Consider the following 21,190-nt stretch of genomic DNA (forward strand, 5'->3'; position numbering starts at 1 on the left):
GTGGCAGTCGAGTGCTCAGTGTATTCAGGCCAGGGTGAGCGCGTAGATCTCCACCCGCGGATCGTTCGGCAGGCTCACCGACTGCACGGTCTTCCCGCCGTCCAGTGCGCTCGAGATCCCGAACAACCGCACCGGCGGCCCGTCGATCCCGCTGCCTGCCTTGATCCGGTGCGGCATCTCCAGCACCACCGGGCTCCCGGACCCGGCCCAGTCACCGAACGTCACCGCGAGGTCCGCGCTCGTCCCGTCGGTGTAGTGCGCGGTCAGCGTCGTCGACACCGGACCGTTGTGGGACGCCCCGACCAGGCGAAGCGCCGTGTGCTGCCCCGCCGGGAGCAACAGCGACTGGCCACGAGCCTCCACGAAGTTGGCCGCCGTGCCCGAAGCGTCCGGGGCCGCGTACGTGACGCCGTCCCAGGTCACCGGGCCTGCCGGCGGCAGGAGGTCTGCGTCGTAGCTCCAGCCGCTGTCGTCGAAATTGCCTTCCGAAGGGGCCGCCACCGTTGCCGTTCCGTCGTGGTTGCGGTCGCGGGTCAGGTCGACCGCGCACTGCGGGCCGGCAGAAGCGCACGCCGACGGGGTCCGGACCTCGATCGTCGCCGAGCGGGTCACCGCGTTCGGGCCGGACACGTTCACCTGCACCGGGTACGTCCCCGGTGCCGCCCCGGCCGGCACGCTCACCGTGATCGGCACGGACTGCTGCACCGGCAGCCGTCCCGACCAGACCAGCAGCAACGGCTGGACCCGTGACTTCCACGGCGAAGTCACCGAGACCGTCACCGGCTGCAGGCCCGGGTTCTGGGCCACCACGTCCAGGTCGAGGTGCACCTGCTGGGCCGCCCCGGCCGGGACCACCACGGACGCCTGCCGCAGCGACGCGTCGACGTGCCGCCGCTGGTCGCCAGGGGCGTTGTTCACCGACGGCGGTGCCGCGGAAACCGACGTCCCCCACGAAGACGGCCGCGAGCCCAGCTTGTGCGAGAGCTTCCCGCCGTGCGCCAGTGCCGACCAGTCGAGGGACGTCTGCCGGATGTCCCGGCCGTTGAGCGACACGCTCTGGATGTACCGGTTCGCGTCGCTCGCGCCCGGTGCCGACACCGTCAGCGTGCCGCCCTGCGCCGAGCCGTACTGTCCGATGCGGACGGTCGCCGACTCGAACTGCGGGCTCGACAGCGCGAGGAAGTTCGCGCCGCTCATCGTCGGGTACAGGCCCAGCGAGGAGAAGACGTACCAGGCCGACATGGTGCCGAGGTCGTCGTTGCCGGTCATGCCGTCGGGGCCGGTGGTGAACAGCGTCATCGCCGCGCGGACGACGGTCGCCGTCTTCGCCGGCGCGCCGACCCAGTTGTACGTGTAGGGCGCGAGCAGGTCCGGCTCGTTGTTCGGGTTGTAGGTCGCCTTGCCGTAGTAGTCGTACGGGCTGGCGATCCAGTCCTTCCGCGCCGTCCCGGCCGGGTCCGAAAGCAGGTTGCCGTAGGAGAAGAAGGAGTCCAGGCGCTTCTCGGTCGCCGTCCGGCCGCCCATCAGCGAGACGAGGCCGGCCGGGTCCTGCGGCACCAGCCACTGGTACTGGTAGGCGCCGCCTTCGTGGAACTGGTGGCCGGCGTCGACCGGGTTGTACGGCGTGACGAACGTGCCCTCGGTGGTGCGCGGGCGGAACTGCTGGATCGAGGAATCCCACAGGTTGCGGTACCACTGGCCGCGGTCGGCGAACATCCGCGCGTCCGCCTGGTGGCCCAGGCCGCGGGCCATCAGCGCGAGGGACGCGTCCGCGGCGGCGTACTCCATGGTCGCCGACGCCGGGTGCTCGCAGTCGTTGTCGCCGCCCTTGGCCGCGCAGTCCTTGCCGAGTTCGAGGCCGCTCGGGATGTACCCGCGCTCGTTGTAGTAGTCGACGCCGGAGCGGCCGTTGTACGGCGAGTCGGCGGGTGGCGTGCTCGTCGCGTTCTTCTTGAGCAGCGCGTACGCCTCTTCTTCGTGCCCGGCGAGAAGGCCCTTCGACCACGCCTCGACGAGGAACGGCGTCACCGGGTCGCCGGTCATGATGTTCGTTTCGCTCTCGGCCAGCGCCCACCGCGGCAGCCACCCGCCGTCTCGCCCGATGGCGACGACCGACAGCGCGACGTCCCGCGCGACCTGCGGTTCCAGCATTTCCAGCAGCTGGTTCTGCGGCCGGTAGGTGTCCCACAGCGAGAAGTTCTGGTACGGCGTGTAGCCGCTCGCGGTGTGCACCTTGCCGTCGAAGCCGGTGTACGCGCCGTCGGTGTCGCCGGCCAGGTTCGGGTGCAGCTGCGCGTGGTAGAGCGCGGTGTAGAACGCCGTCTGCCGCTCGGTCGTGCCGCCCGCGATCTTGATCGCGCCCAGCCGGTCCACCCACTGCTGGTGCAGCGCCGCGCGGGTCGCGTCGAAGTCGTAGTCCGAGGTCTCCGCGGCCAGGTTCTTCCGGGCGCCGTCGAGACCGGTGTAGGACAGGCCGACCTTGAGCACGACGTCGTGGTCGGTGCTCGCGTCGAAGCTCGCCCAGGCGCCGTTGCTCCCGGTGCCCGCGGCGTCGCGGCCGCCAGGGGTGCGCGTCGAGCCGCGCCAGGTGCCGAACGAGCTGAACGGCCGGTCGAAGGTCGCGGTGAAGTAGACGGTGTGCTCGTCGTGGCCGGCGCAGAACCCGCCGGCCTTGACCCGCCCTTCGAGGGTCCGGTCGCCGACGACGTGGATCTCGGAGTCCTTGACCGACTGGTTGGCCTGGCCGGTGTTGAACAGGACGTTCGCCTGCCCGGTCGACGGGAACGTGTAGCGCTGCCAGCCGGTGCGCGCGGTGGCCGTCAGCTCGGCGTTGATCCCGTATTTCTGCAGGCCGACGCGGTAGTAGCCGGGTTCGGCGTGCTCGTCGTCGTGGCTGTAGGCGGACTTGTAGGCGTCTTTGTCAACGTTGTCGACGGCCCCGGTGGTCGGCATGATCGGCAGTTCGCCCATCACGCCGCAGCCGACGCCGGACAGGTGCGTCTGGCTGAAGCCGTAGATCGCGTTCTGCAGGTAGTCGTAACCACCCTGGCCGCCGGTGTCCGGGCTGACCTGCACCATCCCGAACGGCGCACTGGCGCCGGGGAAGGTGTTCCCGAAGTTCTGCGTGCCGACGAACGGGTTGACCAGGCCCACCGGGTCGACCGGCGCGGCGGCGTGTGCGGCGGCCTGGGTCGTGGCGGCGACCACGAGCACGGCGGCCGCCGCGGCGATCAGTTGTCTGCTTGGCGACCCCACGGGCGCGCACCTCCAGTTGACAACGTTGTCAGAAGCGGACTGTCCAGCAGCTTTTCACATCCGCGAACAGTTGGGAAGGCGGCAACCAGGTCAAACCGTTGTCATTGCGCGCCTGAGCAGCCCCGCGGCGGCCTCGACGCCGGTGTCGGTGAGGTTGCCGTAGCCGAGGACGAGCGCGGGTTCGCCCGCCGTCGTCCGGTAGGCGTCGAGGTCGGCCACCTTGACGCCTGCCGCCGTTGCCGCGCCGACGACGGCCGCGGCGTCCCGGTCGAGGTGGAGCACCAGGTGCAGCCCGGCTGCGACACCGGAGAGCCGCGCCGGCCCGAGCGCGGCGACGAGCCGGTCCCGCCGGGCGCGGTAGCGCAGCCGGGCACTGCGCAGGTACCGGTCGTAGGCGCCGCTTTCGACGAAGCCGGCCAGCGCGAGCTGGTCGACCACGGGCGGCGGGTGCGCCCGGACCGTCCACTGTGGAGGAAGGACGGCCCAGCCGAGCCCGAGTGCCGGGCTGAGCGTCTTGCTGACCGACCCGAAGAGCGCGACCCGCCCGGGGTCGGTGCCCTGGACGGTGCCGACGGGCCGCCGGTCGTAGCGGAACTCGGCGTCGTAGTCGTCTTCGAGGATCAGCCCGTCGACGTCCCGCGCCCAGGCCAGCAGCTCGGCCCGCCGCCGCGGCGAGAGGACCGAGCCGGTGGGGAACTGGTGCGCCGGGGTGACGAGCACGGCCCGGACGCCGGCCGGGATCCGCCCGACGTCGATGCCTTCGCCGTCGACCGGCACCGGCTCGACGGTCATCCCGGCGTCCTCGGCCACCCGCCGCAGCCGCGGCCACCCGGGATCCTCGACGGCCAGCCGCGTGCTGCCGCGCTCGGCCAGCGCGCGGCAGACGGCGGCCACGCCGTCGGTGACGCCGCCGCAGACCAGCACCGTGCCGGGCGCGGCGCCGCGGACGCGCCGGAGGTACTCGCCCATGACGCGTCGCAGCCGCGGGTGGCCGCCCGGCTCGGGCAGCCCGAAGTCCGCGTGCGGCGCGTTCGCCAGCACCTCGCGCACCGCTTCCATCCACGGCCGCCGCGGGAAGTTGCGCAGGTCGGGCAGGCCGGGGGCGAGGTCGTACCGCGGCGGCGCCGCGCGCGCCGGCTCCTTCGCCGCCACCGCGTCACCCACCGGCCGGACCCGGGTGGCCGATCCGGTGCGCCCGGCCAGGTAGCCCTCGGCGACGAGCTGGGCGTAGGCCTGCGTGACGACCCATCGCGAGCACCCGAGGTCGGCGGCGAGCCGGCGGCTCGGCGGGACCGCGCCGGTCAGGACGCCGTCCCGGATCGCCTTGCGCAGGGCCCTGGCCAGCTGTTCGTGCTTCGGGCCGGGTCCGGCCGGCTCCAGCAGCACACCCCAATCGGTCTGTGATCCAGCCACGGTATTGGACTGTAGTACCGGACCGATCCGGGCTTAGCGTGGTCGGCATGAAGAAGGTGGAACTGGGCCGGACCGGCCAGTACGTGAGCCAGGTGTCGCTGGGCTGCATGCTGATGGGGACGTCGACGGACGAGCCGACGTCCGCCCGCATCCTGGACGCCTACCTCGACGCCGGCGGCGACTTCCTGGACACGGCGAACTGCTACGCCTGGTGGGTGGGCGAGCAGTTCTCGGGCGGGGAAAGCGAAACCCAGCTGGGCAAGCTGTTGCGGGGCCGGCGCGACCGCGTCTTCCTCGCGACGAAGGTGTCGGCGGGCATCACGGACCTCCCGGCGGCCCGCGCCGCCCGGCGGCCGGACGGCACGACGGACTGGGACGCGGTGGGGCGCGCGTTCGAGGGCGCCGGCGCGGCGGTGATCGAGCGCGAGGCCGAGGCGAGCCTGCGCCGCCTGGGCACCGACCACATCGATCTCTACTACGTCCACGTCGACGACCGGCGCACCCCGCTCGAGGAGACACTGTCCGCTTTGGACGCTTTGGTCCGTGCGGGCAAGGTGCGGTACATCGGCTGGAGCAACGTCCGGACCTGGCGCCTGGAGCGCATCCGGTCGCTGGCGGCGGCCAACGGCTGGGCGTCCCCGGTGGCGGTCCAGGTCCAGCACTCGTACCTGCGCCCCACCGGCGCCGACGTGTCCTCGATCGCGGGTGCGGAGCTGCTGGACTGGCTCGACGAGCACCCGGACGTCTCCCTGGCGGCGTATTCCTCGCTGCTGCGCGGAATCTACGACGACGCCGCCTACCGGGAGTCGACGCCGATCTGGCGGTCGTACGCGGGCCCCGACAGCGAGACGCGCTTGGCCGCGGTGTCCAAAGTGGCCTCTTCGCTGGGCGCGACCGGCAACCAGGTGGCGCTGGCGTGGCTGCTGCGCAAGGGTGTCATCCCGCTGATCGGCCCGCGGACGTGGGCGCACTACGAGTCGATCGCTCCGGCCTTCACCTTGGAGCTGCCGGACGAGCTGCTTTCGGTGCTGGACAACGCGTAGGCGGTGGCGAGCAGCGCGGCGACGCCCGGCTTGTGCTCGTCGCGCCGCCGCCACGTCATGGTGACGTCGGTGGTGGCACCGGCCAGGGCAACGGCGATCGCCCCTTCGGGCTCGACGAGCGCGGGCACGAGCCCGCACCCCAGGCCGGCGGCCACGCACCGCGCGAGGGCGGCGAGGCTGCCGACCTCCGCCTCGACGACGGGCCCGTCGATCCGGTCCAGCATCTCCCGGAAGCCGCACCCCTTCGGCGTGGCGAGGAAGCCGACGCCGTCGAGGTCGCCGGGCCGGAGCTCGTCCTCACCGGCCAACGGGTGTCCCGGCGGCACGAGGACGACGAGCGGTTCGGTGCCCAGCGACGCACTGACCAGCGCCGGGTCGGCGGGCGGGTCGCCGAAGGTGAAGCAAACGTCCATTTCGGACTGCCGGACGGCCTGGTAGAGCTCGCCGCGGCCGCCCTCCCGGAGGGTGAGCCGCACGCGCGGCCACTTCGTCCGGTACTCGCCGAACAGAGCCGGGATCCGTTGGGCGCACAGCGTTTCCAGTGCGCCGATGGTCAGGTCGCCCTCGGGCTCGCCGCGTTCCTCGTCGACCGCGGCCCGGGCCTCCTCGACGAGTTCGAGCACCTGGTCCGCGTAGCCGACGAGCCGCTCCCCGGCGCCGGTGAGCCGCAGCCGCCGCCCGCGTTCGAACAGCTTCGAACCGAGTTCCGCTTCCAGCGCCTGGATCTGCTCGGTGACGCTGGACTGGGCGTAGTGCAGCTCCGCGGCGGCGCGGGTGAAGTTGAGCGTCCGCGCGACGACGCGGAAGGTGCGCAGGTGGCGCAGTTCCATGGCAGCCCCCATCGGCGTTCCCGATACCGCCCATCGTAACTGCCTGCTTCCACCGGTGTCACCGAGCGTCCAGGCTTTCCGGTGTGGCAAGACTCCTCACCGGCCTTTCGCTGGGCTACTTCCTGGTCATGCTGGACACGACGATCGTGACCGTCGCGCTTCCGGCCATTTCGCCGTCTTTGTCGGCGCAGCAATGGATTTCGAACGGCTACACGCTGACGTTCGCGGCCTTCCTGCTGCCCGCGGGGGCGTGCTCGGACCGCTTCGGCGCCCACCGGGTGTTCTCCCTCGGCCTGCTTGCGTTCGCGGCGCTGTCCGGGTTGTCGGCGCTGTCGTTCTCGACCCCGATGCTGATCGCGCTCCGGGCCCTGCTCGGCGTCGCGGGCGCTCTGCTGGTCCCGTCTTCGCTGTCGCTGATCGCGGCGACCCACCCGGTGCCCGCCGCGCGGGCGAAGGCGATGGGGGTGTGGGCCGCGGTGAGCGGAACCGGCCTGGTGGCGGGCCCGCTGCTGGGCGGCCTGCTGACCGAGGCGTTCGGCTGGCGGGCGATCTTCCTGGTCAACGTCCCGGTGGCGGTGGTCGCCTGGGTGCTGGCGCGGCAGGCTCCGGCGACCCCGGTGCGGGTGGGCCGGATGCTCCCCGCGCGCCTGTTCCGGGATCGCGCCGTTCCGCTGGGGCTCGTGGCGGGCGCGATCGTGAACTTCGGTTTGTCCGGCGTGCTTTTCGTGCTGTCGCTGTATTTCCAGGGAACCCGCGGTTATCCGCCGTCGATGACCGGGCTGGCGTTCCTTCCACTGACGATCCCGACCGCGTTCAACCCGATTTTCACCGGCCGCTTGGTGGCCCGGGTCGGGCCGCGCATTCCGGCGGTGAGTGGATTTCTGCTGATGTCCGGTGGGGTCCTGCTCCAGGCGTGCTCGACCTCGGCGGCCCTGTCGGTGGTCGCGCTGGCGTTGCTGGGCTTCGGGGTGTCGCTGGCGATTCCCTCGCTGCTGACGGTGGTGGTCGCCGCGGCTCCGCCCGACCTGACCGGCGTCGCCGGGGGTGCGTTGAACGCCTCTCGCCAGGCCGGTGCGGCTCTGGGGGTGGCGGTTCTGGGCGCCGTGCTGACCGCGACGACGGCGCCGGTCGCGCTGGCCGCGGCCGCGGGCGTGCTCCTGGCCGGAGCGGCGACCGTCGCTTCGATCCCGGCCGAGCGGACCCGGCCGGCCCGGCAGCGCTGAGCCGGGAACTGTTTCCTATTCGTTTATGAAACAGGAAACCCCTGGTCGACAGCCCTGGCAGGCGTGAATCCTCGGTGTGAGCGCAGGAATTCGAAGAAGCGCTCGAAATCACCATTCCCGAGGAGGGATTCGTCATGTTCAAGAAGCTGGCCAAAATCGGTGGGCCCGTGCTCGCGATCTGCGCGCTCGCCGCGCTGCCGGTGATCGGTTCGACCACCGCGTACGCGGACGACAACGGCGGGGCGCCGGCCGCTCCGGTCGTCACGCCGACCCCGACGCCCACCACCGACGGCAACCCCTGGCACGGTTGAGGGACCGGGCCGTGAGCGGCGGCGGACCGGCCGCCGCTCCCGGCTCACCGCGGGCCGCAGGCGCAGCCCAGTGCCGAACGCGCTTCGCGCACTTCACCGGCTTCGGGCAGGTCGAGCGCGGCGAACTCGGCCTCGGCCGCGGCCCAGTGCGCGACGGCGCCTTCGTGGTCGCCCATCGCGTGCAGGGTCTCGGCCACGCCGCGGTGGGCGCGGGCCCGGTAGGCGCGGTTGCCGTTGCCGTCGGCCAGGTCAAGGGCGGCCTGGCCGGCGGTGAGCGCTTCCTGCCGGGCGCCCCTGGCCAGCGCCGTCGCCGCGCGGTCGAGGTAGAGCTGGGTGCGCAGGTCCGCGTCCGGCACGTTCGCCGCGACTTCGCGGGCTTTGTCGTGGTAGCGGGCGGCTTCGGTGTACCGGCCGCGCTGCCGGTGCACGTTCCCGATGTTGTTGAGCGCGTAGGCCTCGACGCAGTGGTCGCCGACTTCGGCGGCGTACCCGTGCGCGTCGGTGTAGCTGGCCAGCGCTTCGCCGAGCAGGCCGAGCTTCTCCTGCACGGAACCGAGGTTGTTGAGCGTGTGCGCCAGGCCCTGGACGTGCCCGATTTCCCGCAGCATCCGCGCGGCGGATTCGTGCCGCCCCAACGCGACCCGGAGGTCGCCGTGGAGTTCGCCGAGGTAGCCGAGCATGCCGAGGGCGTGGGCCTCGCCCCGGCGGTCTTCGGTCTGCTCGTACTTGGCCAGCGCGGCCTCGAGGTGGGCGATCGCCTGGTCGTGCCGTCCCAGTTCCATGGTGGGGATGGCGAGCGCGCACAGCGTCGCCGCTTCGCCGCGCGGGTCGCCGAGGCGGCGCCACTTGGGCAGCGCCTTCGCGGCCAGTTCCAGCGCTTCGGCGAGCTGCCCGCGCCGGTCGTGCGCGGTGGCCAGCCGCAGCAGGACGTGCGCCTGGCCGTAGTCGTTCCCCTCGTCGGCGGAGACGGTCTTCCAGGCGAGCTCGAGCGTGCCGATCCAGTCCTCGAACTGGTTGGTCGTGTTGAAGTACCGCCACAGCAGCACGGCCAGCCGCCAGGTGTGCTCGGGCAGCCCGTGCCCGGCGGCGTAGCGGATGGCGGCCACCAGGTTGTCGCGCTCGGCGACGATCCATCGCAGCCCGGCCTCGCCGTCGGCGAACACCGGCGTCACCGCGCAGGACCGATCCGTCGTCGAGGGCAGCTGAGCCCGGTCGAAGGGGTAGGCGGCGCTGACGGCGGCCGCGAGCGTGACCAGGTAGTAGTCGAGCAGCCGCACCAGCGCGGGCGCGGGTGCCGGCTCGCGGCCGGCGAACTCCTTGAGCGGGTCGAGCATCTGGTACCGCTCGGGCGCGGCCTCCTCCAGCAGGCTGACCTCGTGCAGGTCGTCGAGCAGCGACCGCGCCTCGGCGACGTCGCAGCCGGCCAGCGCCGCGCCGCCCACGACGTCGACGTCCGGACCGGGCAGGCTGCCCAGCAGCCGGAACAGCGACCGCTGCGGCTCGCCGAGCTGCCGGTAGGACACCCGGACGGCCGCGCCGCCGTCGTCCTCACCCCACGGCCCGTTCTCCTCCAGCAGGCGCAGCAGGTGCTCCAGCGGCCACCGGTCGTGCCGCCGGAACAGCGCGGCCGCGACGCGGATCGGCATCGGCAGGTACCCGCAGCGGCGGACCACGGCGGCGACGTCGGACGCGCGCCCGCGCAGCCGCGCGGGGCCGGCGAGGGCGTGGAACAGCTCGGCGGCTTCCTCGGGCGGCAGCGGTGCGAGCCGGATGTTTTCGCCCGTGTCGGCGTCACCCATCCGCCTGCTGGTGATGACGGCCAGGCAGCCGTCGGCCTCGGGCAGCAGCGGCCGGATCTGCTCCGGCGACGCGGCGTTGTCCAGCACGACGAGCGTGCGGGTGCCCCAGAGCGTCGCCTGGTAGAGCGTCACTTTCCGGCCGACGGTGGCCGGGATCTGCTCGGCGGGCACGCCGAGCTCGACGAGCAGTTCGCTGAGGGCGTCGCCGGTACTGGTGGGCTCGACGCCGGGGGTGAACCCGTTGAGGCGGGCGAGCAGCTGGCCGTCGGGGAAGCGGTCGCGCAGCCGGTGGGCGGCCTCGATGGCCAGGCCGGACTTGCCGGCCCCGGGCGCACCGCTGATCCAGACCGCCCGCCGCCCGGCCGCGGCGGCCGCCTCGATGGTGGCGAGTTCGGCGGCCCGGCCGGTGAACTCACCGGGCCGCGACGGCAGCGAGCTGGGCGGATCGCCCTGCTCGGCGCGTGCGGCGAGCTTGCGCAGCACCGGCCCGGGCGCCATCCGCAGGGCGGCGAGCGCGTCGCGCGTGCCGTGGAAGACGCGCAGCGCGGCAACCCGGTCGCCGCCGGCGAGCAGCGCGCGCATCAGCAGTTCGGCGTGCTTCTGACTGGCCGGATCGGCCTGGACGAGCGGCCGCAGCCGGTCGCGCGCCGAGCGGTGGTCGCCGGACTCGAGCTCGAGTTCGGCCAGGTCACCGACGACATCGGGGTAGCTCTCGTCCGGCGAGATGACCTCAGGGCCGCCGACGCGGTCGATGTCGATGTCCTCGAGGAACTTCCCGCGCCACAGGCCGGCGGCCTCGCGCAGCAGCGCGATCGCCCGGCGCGGGTCGTCGGCGCGGACGTCCGCGGCTTCGGCGCGCAGCCGGTCGAACCGCGTGGTGTCGAGCTGGTCCTCGCCGACCCGCAGGAGGTAGCCGGTCGGGGTGGTCTCGATGGTGGCGTCCCCGACGACGTCCCGCAGCCGCTTGATGTAGCTGCGCACCAGCGTGGGTTTGGCTTCGCGGTCGGCCCAGACGATCTCGGCGAGCCGCGCGGGCGTCACCGGCTTGTTGGCGTGCAGGAGCAGCACGACCAGGACGAACCGCTGCTGCTGGTCACCCAGCGGCACCGGCACCCCGTCGTGCCACGCCTCGAGCGGACCGAGCATCCGAAACTCCACGCGGCCTCCCCGGCGTCAGCTTGCTGTCCTCTTTCGATGTCGCGCAATCGGCCGTCCGGGTTTCGGGAATCCGCATTTGTTCCACGTTCGATGCACACGGCGTTGGCACACTCCGCCGGTCGATCAGGGGTGAAGGAGAAACCGGTATGGGGTCCGACGTGTTGCCGTGTTACGTGGCCTGCGATGTCTCGCTGTCGATGACCGACCACCTCGACGAGCTGAACACCGGGCTGCGCGAGTTCCGCGGCGCCGTCCACGCGGACGCCTCGGTGGCCGGCCGCGTGTTCTGCAGCGTGGTGGGTTTCGGCGACCGGCCGCAGGTGGTCCAGTCGCTGCTGCCGATGGACGACCTCGCTGAGCTGCCACAACCGGGCCCGTGCGCGGGTACGAACTTCGGCCCGCTGTTCACGTTCCTCCGCACCGAGATCGACCGCGACGTCGTGATCCTGCGGCGTCACCGCCTGCAGGTCCACCGCCCCCTGGTGTTCTTCCTGTCCGACGGCCAGCCGACGGACCCGGTGACGTGGCCGCGCGCGTTCGCCGCCCTGGTGGACCCGGCGTGGCCGTTCTGCCCCCGGGTGGTGACGTTCGGCCTCGGCGACGCGGACCAGGAGGCACTGGGCCGCATCGGAACGTTCCGCGCGTACCTGGGCCGCGACGGCATCCGGATGGGAACGGCGTTGATCGCCTCGGTGATGCACGTTCTGTCCACTTCCCGTCCACCGGCCGACCGCACCCTGTCCAAAAGGGGGTTGCCATGGAGACTCACTGAGGGAGAAGCCGGTGGAGCGCGCTGAGCTGGTCCGGGAGCTGAAGACGTTGCGGAAGGGCCGCGGCCTGCAGGCGAGCAGGCTGCCGGACCGCATCGGCCCGTGTCTGAGGGCGGCCTGCGGGGTGTCGGAGTCCGACGGAATGGTGCCGACCCGCGACAAGGTGTCAGCCCGGTTGACGGAGCTGTCGCTGCAGCTGCCGGAGGACCTGCGTCTGGCGGCCTTGGCGGCCTTCGCGATCACACCGGAGGCCCGCCAGCCGCTGTACCAGGAGAGGGTGTTGTGGGCGGCTTCGCGCGTCGACCGCGACCCGCGAACGGTCCGCCGCCGCGTCGACGAGGCGATAGACCAGCTGGCGGAGCTGGCCCTGTCGAGCGCGTCGGAGAATTCCTCGGGCCGCTGGCACACGGCATCGTTGACGCTGGCGTTGGTGGCCGAGGAGTCGTGCGTGTTCGAGCAGCACCGGGTGGTGGCCGACCAGGACGGCGTGCGGTCGTTCGACCTGGCTGCCAGTGCGGTCGAGGGGATGGTGCTGTACGGCGGAACGCTGGCATCGGGAAAGGCATTACTGGCGGCTCCGCTGGCTCGCGGGGAGTCACGGGAGTTCGCGGCGGTGTTCCCGCTGGAGCCGCAGTCACACCTGGTGTACGTCCCGCGGCACCGGTGCGAGGTGTTCGATTTACGGCTGCGGCTGGGGAAGGAAGGGCCGCCGGAGGTCCTGGCCTTGGACGGCGCGTTCGAGAGGGACGTACCGGACCCGAGGTACCGGGGACGGACACTGCAGGTGGACGGGGCGGGGGAGGTCCACCTGCAGTTCCGCCACCTCACGCCAGGCCTGGTGTACGGGGCTCGGTGGGCAGATGAAGGAAACTCGGTCCAAGGTGGGCAATAAGTGCCGGCGTGTAGGCCTTCGCCCAGACGGACCTCCGGCTCGGTGGCGAACGGCTTCGAGCGACCTCGGGTGGTCGTGGTCTGTTCGCGATCGAATTGCCGATGAGCTGGCTCGGCACCCGTCCCGCGCGAGACGACTTCTTCACCGAGCTCGGAGGCGTCCTGACCGAACTGGCCCCGCTCCGAGGCCAACCGTGGCGAGCTGCCCCAGCGACCGCCCACCACGGCCTGAACAGGCACCGCTGGTATGAGCTGGTTATGAGTCAGCTCACGGAGGTTGGTCCTGCCGTACTTGTTCGTCGACTATAAACGGCGCTTCATCACACGTGTCGACCTCAGGCCTCAAGATGGAACCGACTTCATCATGTAGATCATTCAAGGCTCCGGTAAGACGTTCAGGACGTGGCAAGTCAGCATCGTTTTGCCGACTGCGTACACCAGCTGAGCCGCCCAATTCAGGTCCAGTGCGACTTTACCGCCGCCTCGAAAGGTGACTTCGCTTCCCGCAGGTGGTCAGGAAGTCTTCTAGCACAAATTTCGGGTCCCCGTGCCCCCGCCGCACCTGATCACTGCGCCGAGGGGATGGCAGGGCAGCAAGCCGGGCACTTTCCGCAACCCACTCCTGCCAGCTCGAAGGACGTGACTGATTCACGTCAGACACCCCGTCGCTAGTCTCCGCGGCGGCGAGCGCAGTAGCTTGGTTGATGTCCGCATGGGGGTCGGCGATGTGGTTCGTCTGCATCACTTCGAGCACTGCGGCCGGCAGCAACTTGAGGTTGGCCCTCGGAGGGTCTTCGTCCTCGAACACGAATCCGACATAATGAGAGCCTATGAGAACAGCTCATCGACGAGCAGTTGATTGATCTCGTGAAACTCACCCGTGATCGGCTTGTGGTCCAACAAGGCTGGCTGAGTACCATGCTTGGGCATACCGCTCTATTCAGTTCGTCCGCTCCGTGCAGACCTGGCGAGAGCCAGGTCACAGCTTGAACCTACGAGTGAGCTGGCGTCAGGCCTGCTGCACGCGCGCGGAGCTCAAGGCATATTGTAATGACGTGATTACACAAAGTAGTGGGTTTGGATCGTCGTGATGCAGCCTGCACCACCTGGTGCTAGACCATCGTCAGCCCCTCGGCAGGGCCCTTCACGCGGTAGGCAGTTGGGATACCCTCTCTGTCGTGTCGGCCTCAGAACCGTCGGTGGTCGTCTCTAGAGTGGCGGAGTGACCCTGACCGCTCCCACGCCGACAGCCAACTACGGCGAGATTTTCACTCGCCGTTGGGTTGTCGACGTTCTGCTTGATATCACCGGCTACACCGCCGATCGAGACCTTGGCGCGTTGCACCTGCTCGAACCGTCGTGCGGATCCGGGGCGTTCCTCGGCCCGGCGGTCGAACGCCTGATCTCCTCAGCACGATCTCAAGGTCGGGACCTTGCGCTGCTCGGCGATGCCGTCCGTGCATATGACCTGCAGTCGGAGCATGTCAAGACCGCTCGCCGGGTCTGCCACGACTTGCTCGCTGCCGCAGGTCTGCCCGGTGACATAGCCATTACTCTCGCGAAGACCTGGGTCCGTCATCAGGACTTCCTGCTGCCTGGCGTCGACGGCCTGCCCGCCGATGTCGCCATCGGTAACCCTCCGTACATCCGTTACGACGACCTCGACGCGGACACGGCGACTGAGTATCGCCGTGCCTGGACCACCATGAAGGGCCGCGGAGACATCTACGTGGGCTTCTACGAGCGATGCCTTGCGATGCTGAAACCCGGTGGCAGAGTGGGCTTCATCTGCGCCGATCGCTGGATGCGTAACCAGTACGGCGTGGTCTTACGCGACCTGGTGTCCTCTCGGTATTCGGTCCAACACGTGTGGACCATGCACGATGTCGACGCGTTCGAGTCCGCCGTTTCTGCGTACCCGGCGATCACGGTGCTGGCCAATGAACCGCAGGGCACGTCGGTCGTCGCGGAGACCACTGCCGCTTTCGGCGAGTCCTCTGCACAGGCGCTGGCCAAGTGGTCGCGAGATGAATCGCTGACGCACTTCACCGACGATGGTGTTCGTGCCCACCGCCTCCCGCACTGGTTTCCGCCCGGCGAAATGTGGCCCACTGGTTCGCCGGCGCGGCTCGCCCTGATCGAGCGCCTCAACGACGGCTTTGCCTCGCTGCACGACGAGGCCACCGGTACTCGCGTCTCCATCGGGATCGCCACGGGTGCCGACAAGGCCTATGTCACCAAGGATGCTGATGCGGCGGAGCCGGATCGAATGCTGCCGCTATCAATGCGGCGAGACCTCATGTCGGGCTCGTTCGAGTGGCAGGGCAACTACCTGGTGAACCCATGGGACGCCGACGGCAACCTTGTCGATCTTGCCGACTACCCACGCCTCGCCGCCCACCTGAGCGCGCACCCGGCAATCAAAGATCGATTTGTTGCGAAGAAGAATCCCGATCGTTGGCATCGCACCATCGACAAAGTGAACGCCTCGATCATCGACAGGCCGAAGCTTCTGCTGCAGGATATGAAGGCGCATATCCATCCGGTTCTGGAGCGGGGTGGCCACTACCCTCACCACAACCTCTATTACGTCGTTTCGGAGACGTGGGACATGGAAGTGCTCGGCGGGATCCTGCTGTCGCGGATCGCGCAGGCCTTCATCGAAGCATACTGTGTACGGATGCGGGGCGGAACACTGCGGTTCCAAGCTCAGTACTTGAAGAAGATCCGCGTGCCGGCGCCTACCGCGATCTCCGGCGAACTTGCTGACGATCTGCGTCGTGCCTTCCGAGTACGCGATGTCGAAGCTGCAACCTCGGCCGCGGCACGAGCTTACGGAATCGACATCCTTGAGTACGAGCTAACCGATACGGTACCTAACCATGACGCGTGATGTTGAACCCCTCCTCGTCAACTGGTGGAAGGCTAAAAAGGACGCCGTTGCCCGGCTTGCCGCGGATGGCAGGTCGGCGACCGGCGCGCAGGCGCGCGATGCACGACACATGCAGAGCATCGCAATGTTCGTCAGGCAGATGTTTGTGGACGCAGGACTCACCGAGTCGGACGTCACTGTGGACAGTGTTGTCCCGGGCTACTACCGCCGCTCAAAAAACTGGGACGTGGTTGCAAAGCACAAGGGGCACTTGGTGGGCGTTGTAGAGCTGAAATCACAGGCTTCGAGTTCGGGCAACAACGCGAACAACCGCATCGAAGAAGCGATCGGCAGCGCCGTTGACGCGAAAGCCGTACAGGAGCTGACGGGTGCGTTCGGCAATCTCGGGGTCTGGGCGGCGTGGTGTATGACGTTCAACCGAGACGCGGAGAGCGGTGAGCCCATCCGATTGACGCCTGCGCAGAAGGCGAAGATTCGTTTCCCTCTTGACGATCCCGCGTTCCAAATCATGACGTATGCTAGCCAGTACGCTATCGCGCTTGAGAGGCTCATCTCGCAGAAGGTCTACGACGCGGGGTGGATGCTCATCACCTGGCTCAACGGCGATGGCACCGTCGGTCACTCCGAGCCGATCCCGACTGCGACAGTCGAGACGCTGGCAACTCAGATCGAGGCCCGGGTCAAGTTCGCGATCCAAGCTCTACGCGACGAGTAGCTGGAATGCGCAAAAAATGCGCGGACCTTTACTATTCGCGAAGCTTTCCGCAACGGGTGGCGAGCGTCAAATTTTATTGAATGTGCAACCCATTCAAAGGAGTTTATTGTTGAGTGACCGTGAATTCGATGAAGATCCTACGCAAGTTGCAGTCGCGCTCTTTTGGTCCAAGCGAGCAGATCAAAGGGCTGCCCTGGCTGATGGTGGTCTCGCTGGCGGCGCTGCGCGAGCTGCGGGTCACATGAACGGAGTCCGCGATTTGGTTGCGGACATATTCATGGAAGCTGGAGTGTCGCGTGACACTATCGTGTACGAACCTTTCCTGCCGGGGCATTTTCGTGCGCGAAAAAAGTGGGATATGGCCATTCGCTATAAAGGTTCACTTGTTGCTGCGATAGAATTAAAGAGTCAGGTTGGCAGTGTAGGTAAGAATATAAATAATAGATTCGAAGAGGCGCTCGGATCTGGCGCTGACACGTGGGCCGCTCAGAAGAAGGCCCAGGCCTACGGGGAGGTTCCTCCATGGTTGGGCTACGTCTTCATCTTGCAGGAAACGGAAGAAACCGAAAAGCGAAACCGGAGTGTCAAGGCCCTTTTTCCGACTGATCCTGTCTTTGCTGGAATGTCCTATAGTGAACGCTATCAAGAGATGATCCGCAGGTTTATGGCTGACGGTATTTATCAGGCGGGCTGGTTCATTACGACTAAGGTCGACGAGTCTGGGCAGGTAAGCTATAGCGAACCACTTGCCATGGCGACCGGGCGGGCATTTCGTGTGGCGGTTCAAGGGCGGGTGGATTACGTACGCAGCGTGATCGATGGAACTTCATAGTCCATTGTTGCGCATCATGAGGCCAGTGCTGCGATAAGTTCACCGGGTGTTCAAGGTTCGGTGAGCTGTCCAAGGTCTCGGGTGCAGAGGGCGTGCTGATGTCATGTTGTGGGGTGAAGTGTTCATGTGGCAGTAGTGCGCGACTGTTGACCACAGGTGGACCCGGCGACAATGTGAATACTGGCGCATTTAGTCGCATGAATTCGGCCAATGGAGCCCGTCACCGGTTCTGTGCCGTTGACGGGACACCTCTCTACGACGGTCACCCACGGTGCCCCCGGCAGGATTCGAACCTGCGACACCCGCTTTAGGAGAGCGGTGCTCTATCCCCTGAGCTACGAGGGCCTGCTGCTGCCGACCCAGCTTAGCGGGCGGCCGCTGCTCTTGGCAGGTGGGGCGACCCGACTCTCGTCGTCACCCAGGTGAGTGGTTCTCACCGGTCTCCCACATCGCGGATACACCCTGCCGGACCGCCCACCCGACCTGACCTGGACGGACCAGTGCCTCACCTGGTCGTGTCTGGTTTCGAACTGCTGAACAACAGTAGGTAACCTTCGTTAACGGGACGCGGGGAGCCGCTCCCACCGGCTGTTGCGGAGGGCTTCGTTGATCAAGCTCATGTTCGCCGACGACGAGGAACTGGTGCGCTCGGGACTGCGCGCGATGATGTCCGGGGCCCAGGACATCGAGATCGTGGGCGAGGCGAGCGACGGCAGATCCGCGGTGGAGGTCGCCCGGCGGTATCACCCCGATGTTGCCCTGCTCGACATCAAGATGCGGGCCCCTGACGACGGCATTCGTGCTCTCCGGGCCATCCTCGCCCTCCCGGACCCGCCCACCGTCGCCATGCTGACCACCTTCGACATCGACGAATACGTCAGCCTCGCGCTGCGGCTCGGGGCCAACGGGTTCCTGCTCAAGGACATCGACCCGGCCGCGCTGCTCAGGGCCGTCAGGGACCTGGCGCGCGGGGGTGCCGTGCTGGACCCGGGGGTGGCCGCGCGGATGGTTCAGTCGCACCGGGACGAACAACGCGCTGCTCAGCCCGCTCGGAAGCTGCTCGCCTCGCTGTCCGAACGGGAACGGGAGGTCGTCGCGCTGATCGGGCAGGGTCTGTCCAATGCCGAGATCGGCGGGCGGCTGCACCTGTCCGAGGCCACCGTCAAGGGGTACGTCTCCGCTGTGCTCTCCAAGATCGGGGCCGCGAACCGGGTGCAGGCCGCGCTGCTGGCCTACCGCGGTGGGCTGCTCGACCAGTAGATGCTGCTCACGGCGCTGGAGTTCGTCGGGCTCGTCGCCTTCGCCGCGTCCGGGGCGCTCGCCGCGGTGCGGGCGCGGCTCGATGTCTTCGGCGTCGTTGTGGTGGGCCTCACCACCGCTCTCGGCGGCGGGGTCATCCGGGACGTCCTGCTCGGCATCCACCCGCCCACGACGCTGCGGAACTGGCCCTACCTCGCCGTCTGCGCCGGGACCGCGCTGGTCGTCTTCGTCTTCCACCCGCAGGTCGCGCGGCTGCGGCGGGGCGTTCTGCTCGCGGACGCGCTCGGCCTCGGCGTCTTCGCCACCGCCGGGACGACCATCGCGCTCAACGCCGGCGCCACCGTCTACGCCGCGTGTCTGATCGGGATGACGACCGGCATCGGCGGCGGGGCCGTGCGGGATCTGCTGCTCCGGGAAATCCCGCTCGTCCTGCGGAAGGAGATCTACGCCGTGGCCGCGCTGGCCGGCTCGGCGCTCGTCGCCGTCGGTCACGCTGTGCAACTTCCGGAGGGGCCGGTGACCCTCGTCGCCGCCGCTGTCGTGGTCTCCGTCAGGATGATCGCGCTCTGGCGGCACTGGAACGCGCCGGTCGCGCGGGGTCCCGAGTGAGAAATCCTTTGTGAGTTCTGCGTGTGTTCTTAGGCGGGTCTCAGCACGCTGCGTAAAACTAGCGCCATGCGCATCCTTGTGGTGGACGACGACCGCGCCGTCCGTGAGTCGCTCCGGCGGTCCCTGGAGTTCAACGGCTACCAGGTCCAGCTGGCCAGTGACGGTGCGCAGGCCCTGGAGGCGATCATCGCCGACCGGCCCGACGCGATGGTGCTGGACGTCATGATGCCCCGGCTCGACGGCCTCGAGGTCGCCCGCCGCCTGCGCAGCACCGGTGATGACCTGCCGATCCTCGTGCTCACCGCGCGCGACACCGTCTCCGACCGGGTGTCCGGGCTGGATGCCGGCGCCGACGACTACCTGCCGAAGCCCTTCGCGCTGGAAGAGCTGCTCGCCCGGCTGCGGGCGCTGCTGCGCCGCGCCATGCCGGAGGGCCAGAACGGCCAGGCGTCGGAGGTCCTGTCCTTCGCGGACCTGACACTGGATCCCGGCACGCGGGAGGTCCGCCGCGGCGGCCGCGAGATCAGTCTGACCCGGACCGAGTTCGCGCTGCTGGAACTGTTCCTTTCCTACCCGAAGCACGTCCTCACGCGTGGTCGGATCCTGGAGGAAGTATGGGGTTACGACTTCCCGACGTCGGGCAACGCGCTGGAGGTCTACGTCGGCTACTTGCGCCGCAAGACGGAGGCCGAGGGGGAGCCGAGGCTGATCCACACGGTGCGGGGAGTGGGGTACGTCCTGAGGGAAACCCCGCCGTGACCGAACCCGGCGACCCCCGCGGCACGCGCTGGGGAGCCCGCCGGTTCTCGCTGCGCGGCCGGGTGACCCTGCTCGCGGCCGCCTGTGTCGCCGGCGCCGTCGCGCTGGTGTCGATCGGCGCGTACATGGTCGTGCGCAGCAACCTCTACGAGCAGCTCGACGACAGCCTGATGGCCCGCGCGCGGGCGGCCGCCGACTCGCCGCAGGTGCAGACCGAGCTGCGGCAGGTCCCCGGCGCCTTCCTGGCCAGCGCCGACCTGCAGATCGGGCAGCTGAACGCCGCGCCCGACGTCCAGCACGCCGTGATGACCTACCCGATCTCCAGCTCGCCGCCGCCGTTCGGCCAGGACGAGCTGGCCGTCGCCAACGGCGATTCGGCGGAGTCGCTGCGGACGGACTTCCGGTCCGACAGCCGCGTCGTCGCGCTGCCGAACGGGCACGGCGAGGCCATCGTGCTGGCCCAGTCGATGGGCCCGACCAAGCGCACGCTGAACGAGCTCGCGCTGGTGCTCTTCCTGATCGGCGGGGCGGGCATCCTGGTCGCCGCCGCGGCGGGGACCGCGGTGGCGCGCGCCGGCCTGCGCCCGGTCGACCGGCTGACGTCGGCCGCCGAGCGCGTCGCCAAGACCGGCGACCTGCGGCCCATCCCGGTCAGCGGCGACGACGAGCTCGCGCGCCTCACCCAGACGTTCAACACCATGCTCGGCACGGTCGCCGACTCGCAGGAACGCCAGCGCCAGCTGGTCGCGGACGCCGGGCACGAGCTGCGGACGCCGTTGACGTCGCTGCGCACCAACCTCGAGCTGCTGCTGGCCGCCAGCAAGCCGGGCGCGCCGCCGCTGCGGGACGAAGACCGCGTCGACATCATCGCCGACATCAGCGGGCAGCTCGACGAGCTGACGCAGCTCATCGGCGACCTGGTCGAGCTCGCCCGCCAGGACGAGCCGCGCGAGCGCTTCGAGCGCGTCGAGCTGCTGGACGTCGTCGAGCGGGCGCTGGACCGGGCGCGGAGGCGCGCGGGCGAGATCAACTTCGACGTCTCGCTGCAGCCGTGGGTGCTCACCGGCGACAACAGCTCGCTGGAGCGCGCGGTGCTCAACCTCCTCGACAACGCGGTGAAGTTCTCGCCGCCCGACGCGACGGTCTGGGTGCGGCTCTACCCGCTCGGCGACGGCACCGCCGTGGTCGAGGTGGCCGACGCCGGGCCGGGCATCGCCGAAGAGGACCTGCCGAAGGTGTTCGACCGCTTCTACCGCTCGTCGGAGGCGCGGACGCTGCCCGGTTCGGGCCTCGGCCTGGCGATCGTGAAGCACGCGGCCGAGCGGCACGGCGGGGCGGTGTACGCCTCGCGGGCGCCCGAAGGCGGCGCGTTGATGACGATCCGGCTGCCGGGCGCGCCCGGCTGATCCAGGTGATCCGAGACGGCGTC

General features: G+C 69.3%; 17 protein-coding genes and 1 tRNA gene. 13 read left to right on the plus strand and 5 right to left on the minus strand.

Annotation, left to right across the window (positions count from 1 at the left end; translation table 11 throughout):
• Positions 1–24 precede the first annotated feature (24 nt).
• Entirely contained in the window at positions 25–3,255 is a 3,231-nt protein-coding gene (locus HUT10_RS32680; RefSeq protein WP_176174708.1) for a GH92 family glycosyl hydrolase, read from the minus strand.
• 90 nt (positions 3,256–3,345) lie between these two features.
• Positions 3,346–4,668, minus strand: coding sequence for a PLP-dependent aminotransferase family protein (locus HUT10_RS32685; RefSeq protein ID WP_254897116.1), 1,323 nt, complete (start codon positions 4,666–4,668; stop codon positions 3,346–3,348).
• Between the two features lie 47 nt (positions 4,669–4,715).
• On the opposite strand from HUT10_RS32685, the gene HUT10_RS32690 reads away from it, so the two are divergent.
• The gene (locus HUT10_RS32690) at positions 4,716–5,711 is read left to right on the plus strand and encodes an aldo/keto reductase (RefSeq protein WP_176174709.1); all 996 of its coding nucleotides are present in this window, start codon (positions 4,716–4,718) and stop codon (positions 5,709–5,711) included.
• On the opposite strand, the gene HUT10_RS32695 is transcribed toward HUT10_RS32690, so the two are convergent.
• Entirely contained in the window at positions 5,639–6,553 is a 915-nt protein-coding gene (locus HUT10_RS32695; RefSeq protein ID WP_254897117.1) for a LysR family transcriptional regulator, read from the minus strand. The genes HUT10_RS32690 and HUT10_RS32695 overlap by 73 nt on opposite strands.
• A gap of 71 nt (positions 6,554–6,624) precedes the next feature.
• Between HUT10_RS32695 and HUT10_RS32700 the strand changes: the two genes are divergently transcribed.
• Both HUT10_RS32700 and HUT10_RS32705 read left to right on the plus strand, forming a co-directional pair.
• On the plus strand, positions 6,625–7,764 hold the full coding sequence (locus tag HUT10_RS32700; protein WP_176174711.1) for an MFS transporter: 1,140 nt from the start codon (positions 6,625–6,627) through the stop codon (positions 7,762–7,764).
• Positions 7,765–7,898: 134 nt separating this feature from the next.
• Positions 7,899–8,075, plus strand: a complete 177-nt coding sequence (locus HUT10_RS32705) for a hypothetical protein (RefSeq protein ID WP_176174712.1) — start codon at positions 7,899–7,901, stop codon at positions 8,073–8,075.
• A 44-nt stretch (positions 8,076–8,119) separates the two neighbouring features.
• On the opposite strand, the gene HUT10_RS32710 is transcribed toward HUT10_RS32705, so the two are convergent.
• On the minus strand, positions 8,120–11,020 hold the full coding sequence (locus tag HUT10_RS32710; protein WP_176174713.1) for a tetratricopeptide repeat protein: 2,901 nt from the start codon (positions 11,018–11,020) through the stop codon (positions 8,120–8,122).
• A gap of 158 nt (positions 11,021–11,178) precedes the next feature.
• Between HUT10_RS32710 and HUT10_RS32715 the strand changes: the two genes are divergently transcribed.
• The 6 genes from HUT10_RS32715 to HUT10_RS32735 all read left to right on the plus strand — a co-directional run bounded on the left by HUT10_RS32715 (position 11,179) and on the right by HUT10_RS32735 (position 17,133).
• Positions 11,179–11,829: a hypothetical protein gene (locus tag HUT10_RS32715; RefSeq protein ID WP_176174714.1), complete on the plus strand. Its 651-nt coding sequence runs from the start codon at positions 11,179–11,181 to the stop codon at positions 11,827–11,829.
• Positions 11,816–12,694, plus strand: coding sequence for a hypothetical protein (locus HUT10_RS32720; protein ID WP_176174715.1), 879 nt, complete (start codon positions 11,816–11,818; stop codon positions 12,692–12,694). Before HUT10_RS32715 ends, HUT10_RS32720 begins: the two co-directional genes overlap by 14 nt.
• 1,221 nt (positions 12,695–13,915) lie before the next feature.
• Positions 13,916–15,586: an Eco57I restriction-modification methylase domain-containing protein gene (locus HUT10_RS32725; RefSeq protein ID WP_176174716.1), complete on the plus strand. Its 1,671-nt coding sequence runs from the start codon at positions 13,916–13,918 to the stop codon at positions 15,584–15,586.
• Positions 15,576–16,301 (plus strand): PaeR7I family type II restriction endonuclease, encoded by a 726-nt coding sequence (locus HUT10_RS32730; protein ID WP_176174717.1) that lies wholly within the window; start codon positions 15,576–15,578, stop codon positions 16,299–16,301. Before HUT10_RS32725 ends, HUT10_RS32730 begins: the two co-directional genes overlap by 11 nt.
• 113 nt (positions 16,302–16,414) lie before the next feature.
• Entirely contained in the window at positions 16,415–16,546 is a 132-nt protein-coding gene (locus tag HUT10_RS51910; RefSeq protein ID WP_303246990.1) for a hypothetical protein, read from the plus strand.
• A complete protein-coding gene (locus HUT10_RS32735; protein ID WP_176174718.1) occupies positions 16,543–17,133 on the plus strand; it encodes a PaeR7I family type II restriction endonuclease in 591 nt (196 codons plus the stop codon). Before HUT10_RS51910 ends, HUT10_RS32735 begins: the two co-directional genes overlap by 4 nt.
• A gap of 272 nt (positions 17,134–17,405) precedes the next feature.
• On the opposite strand, the gene HUT10_RS32740 is transcribed toward HUT10_RS32735, so the two are convergent.
• Positions 17,406–17,478: transfer RNA gene (locus tag HUT10_RS32740), tRNA-Arg, on the minus strand.
• 261 nt (positions 17,479–17,739) lie between these two features.
• On the opposite strand from HUT10_RS32740, the gene HUT10_RS32745 reads away from it, so the two are divergent.
• The 4 genes from HUT10_RS32745 (at position 17,740) to HUT10_RS32760 (ending at position 21,167) form a co-directional block, all read left to right on the plus strand.
• Complete coding sequence (locus tag HUT10_RS32745) at positions 17,740–18,393, plus strand: response regulator transcription factor (RefSeq protein WP_003087851.1); 654 nt, start codon at positions 17,740–17,742, stop codon at positions 18,391–18,393.
• Entirely contained in the window at positions 18,394–19,002 is a 609-nt protein-coding gene (locus HUT10_RS32750) for a trimeric intracellular cation channel family protein (RefSeq protein ID WP_176174719.1), read from the plus strand.
• A gap of 66 nt (positions 19,003–19,068) precedes the next feature.
• Positions 19,069–19,761, plus strand: a complete 693-nt coding sequence (locus tag HUT10_RS32755; protein ID WP_176174720.1) for a response regulator transcription factor — start codon at positions 19,069–19,071, stop codon at positions 19,759–19,761.
• On the plus strand, positions 19,758–21,167 hold the full coding sequence (locus HUT10_RS32760) for a HAMP domain-containing sensor histidine kinase (RefSeq protein WP_176174721.1): 1,410 nt from the start codon (positions 19,758–19,760) through the stop codon (positions 21,165–21,167). The genes HUT10_RS32755 and HUT10_RS32760 overlap by 4 nt, the downstream gene beginning before the upstream one ends.
• Positions 21,168–21,190 lie beyond the last annotated feature (23 nt).

The sequence above is a fragment of the Amycolatopsis sp. Hca4 genome, assembly GCF_013364075.1.
In the GTDB taxonomy this organism is placed as follows: Bacteria; Actinomycetota; Actinomycetes; order Mycobacteriales; family Pseudonocardiaceae; genus Amycolatopsis.